The organism is bacterium (assembly GCA_040757115.1).
GTDB lineage: Bacteria > UBA9089 > CG2-30-40-21 > CG2-30-40-21 > SBAY01 > JBFLXS01.
This window is the reverse complement of the sequence record JBFLYA010000346.1, coordinates 1-3,178: the sequence shown is the minus strand read 5'-3', so window position 1 is coordinate 3,178 and position 3,178 is coordinate 1. Positions and strand designations below refer to the sequence as shown.

The following is a 3,178-nucleotide window of genomic DNA, read 5'->3' as shown; positions in this document are numbered from 1 at the left end:
CCAACAATATATATTATACGAGGACGATGAAAATAGTAGGTAGGAGATAGAAGGTGGGAGGTAAGGAGATAGGCGTAAGGAGTGATGTTTTCTTTACTTTCTACTCTCTACTTTCTACTCTCTACTTTCTATTTTCAGGAGAAACGGACATGAGCCAGGGCTCACAAAGGGCAATGAAAATGGGAGAAGGACAACCCCCTAACCCCCTTTATTAAGGGGGAATATGTGTTCTAAACCAGAGGATACGAGTCTGTGGATACTATACTAATTCGCTAATCTCTAATTCACTAATTCGCTATTTTCAGGGGAAAGGCATAAAGATTAAATTTCCCGCTAAGGCGCAAAGAACGCAAAGGAATAAATTATAATCTTTGCGAACTTTGTGTCTTTGCGAGAGAAAATTTCTATTTAGTTTTTACCACTGATAACTGAGGGATTACCGGCTGAACTCAGGACGAAATTATTTAACCAATTACGAGTTACCAATTACCAATTACCAATTACCAATTACCAGTTACCAATTACCAATTACGAGTTACCAATTACCAATTACGAGTTACCAATTACCAGTTACCAATTACCAGTTACCAGTTACCAATTATCCGTTTGCCGGTTATGAAATCTGATGATACCCCGTGCAAAACTTACTCAACACCACAATAGTGTCTCTTTAAGATTGATAAGGCAGTAATTATGAATATTAACGAATTATTAGAAATTGCCGTTAAAAGCGATGCATCAGACCTGCATTTAAAGGTTGGAAGTCCACCTTTACTCAGGGTCTATGGGGATTTAGTTGCCCTGGAAACTCTACCCAAACTTACCGAGGCAGATACTAAAAAATTAGCTTATGATATGCTAACACCAACCCAACAACGCAGATTTGAGGCATCATTGGGGCTGGACTTGAGTTATGAAATACCTGGTTTGGCAAGATTCAGAACACATATCTTCCAACAACGCGAAATGATAGGAATAGTCTGCCGAATTATTCCATTAAAAACCCAAACTATGGATGAATTAGGTCTGCCTGAAATCTGTAAAGATTTATGTCGCAGGCCAAGAGGGCTTTTATTAATTACTGGCTCAGCTGGGGCAGGAAAAACTACGACTCAAGCCGCTTTAATTGATTATATTAACGAGACTTTCCCGGTTCATATAATGACGATTGAAGACCCGATTGAGTTCACTCATGAATGTAAAAAAGCGGTTGTAAATCAAAGACAATTAGAATCAGATACTTTATCTTTTAGTGAGGCATTAAAACATGTCTTTCGCCAGGACCCGGATGTTATCTTAATAGGTGAGATGCGTGACCTGGAAACGATACAATTAGCTGTGACCGCGGCGGAAACTGGACATTTGGTTCTCGGCACACTCCATACCACAGATACAGTTTCAACTATTGACCGAATAGTCGATGTTTTCCCCCCTCATCAACAACCTCAAGTCCGTTCTCAATTAACCGTTAATTTAGTCGGTGTTATTTCACAACTTTTGATTAGAAAGGTAGTTGAAAAAGGGAGAGTAGCCGCTTTTGAGGTTCTGGTGGCTGTGCCAGCCGTCAGGTCTCTTATTCGTGAAGCCAAAACTTACCAGATACCTTCCGTGCTTCAAACCGGAAAAAAACAAGGTATGCGCAGTATGGACCAATCTTTAGCAGAATTAGTGGCTAAAAAAATAGTTTCTTATGAAGAAGCATTAGCTAAATCTATTAATCCAAGAGAATTCGCAGATTTGGTAGGAAAAGCTCGGTAAAGGCAAAATACCTATGGGAAATACATATTTAGATTTTGAACGACCAATTGAAGAATTAGAAAACAAAATTACAGAACTAACCAGTATTAGTCAGACTAAACAAGATTTAGATGTAACAAAACAGGTTAAGGAATTAGAAAAACAAGTAGCGACAATAAAACGCAAGATATTCGCTAATCTTACCCCCTGGCAAATAACTCAGTTAGCTCGACATCCACAAAGACCGAACACGATAGATTATATCTCGAAGATTTTTACTGATTTTATCGAATTGCATGGCGATAGAAAATACTCAGATGACCCGGCAATAATAGGTGGTATTGCCTTTTTAGAAGGCCAATGTGTATTTATAATTGGACACAAAAAAGGTAGAGATACCAAAAGTAATCTTCTATGTAATTTCGGTATGCCTCATCCAGAAGGATACCGCAAGGCTCTGCGAATAATGGAATTAGCTGAGAAATTCAAAAAACCACTATTGACTTTTATCGATACCCCAGGTGCCTATCCAGGGATAGGGGCAGAAGAAAGAGGTCAGGGAGAAGCGATAGCTAAAAATCTATTTGCACTCTCCCAACTTAAAACACCTATTATCGTTACCATCATTGGAGAAGGTGGTAGTGGTGGTGCATTAGCCATAGCCGTAGGTGATAGAATTTTAATGTTAGAAAATGCAATTTACTCGGTTATTTCCCCAGAAGGCTGTGCCGCTATCCTCTGGGAAGATAAAGATAAAGCCCCAGAATCAGCCGCCACCCTTCGCCTTACCGCAAAAGACCTCCTTGAATTAGAAATAATTGACGAAATTATCCAGGAACCAGCAGGTGGAGCACACCGAAACATAGATGAAATATGTGATAATGTTAAAAAGGCATTAATCAAACATCTTTATGAACTCCAAAAACATAACACCTCAACCCTTGTTTTAAAACGGTATAAAAAATTCCGCAAAATGGGTCGATTCAGTGAAAATAATACACCGGAGGAAAAAGCCAAAGAAAAAAATTGACAATGAATTGAGAATATGGTAAATTAACATCCAGGGTTCTGCAAAATAGGATTTGGGGGAGACAACAAATAAATATTAAATATCAAATATTAAATATCAAATATAAATATCAAAATGCAAAATTACAAATCAAATTTCAAAAAGGACTTCAACAAAAGACGGTATAACTTTACTCTGCGACTTATAGAATTCATCGATAAGTTGCCAAAGGATAGTGTTTCTCAAAGAGTTGGAGGAATTTGGTAATATTTTTGCTTTAAGTATTTTAACGCTGAAAGGAAAGGGATAATTTTACATTTTGATATGTAATTTTTATATTTGCTTTTTGCATTTTGCTCTTTGGAGGAAATTGATAAAAATAGAGGTTTTAAATACCCGCTTAAAAATTACAGTTTTCTGATTTTGCAAAAC

General features: G+C 37.4%; 5 protein-coding genes. All 5 read left to right on the top strand.

The features are described from left to right. Positions 1–53: 53 nt before the first annotated feature. Positions 54–215 carry a hypothetical protein gene (locus AB1422_18380; GenBank protein ID MEW6621268.1) on the top strand — a complete coding sequence of 54 codons (162 nt, stop codon included), beginning with the start codon at positions 54–56 and terminating at the stop codon, positions 213–215. A 291-nt stretch (positions 216–506) separates the two neighbouring features. Continuing rightward, positions 507–626, top strand: coding sequence for an alpha/beta hydrolase (locus AB1422_18375; protein ID MEW6621267.1), 120 nt, complete (start codon positions 507–509; stop codon positions 624–626). A gap of 67 nt (positions 627–693) precedes the next feature. Next, on the top strand, positions 694–1,758 hold the full coding sequence (locus AB1422_18370; GenBank protein MEW6621266.1) for a type IV pilus twitching motility protein PilT: 1,065 nt from the start codon (positions 694–696) through the stop codon (positions 1,756–1,758). Between the two features lie 13 nt (positions 1,759–1,771). Further along, the gene (locus AB1422_18365; protein MEW6621265.1) at positions 1,772–2,767 is read left to right on the top strand and encodes an acetyl-CoA carboxylase carboxyltransferase subunit alpha; all 996 of its coding nucleotides are present in this window, start codon (positions 1,772–1,774) and stop codon (positions 2,765–2,767) included. Positions 2,768–2,881: 114 nt separating this feature from the next. After that, a complete protein-coding gene (locus tag AB1422_18360) occupies positions 2,882–3,013 on the top strand; it encodes a hypothetical protein (GenBank protein ID MEW6621264.1) in 132 nt (43 codons plus the stop codon). Positions 3,014–3,178: the final 165 nt, after the last annotated feature.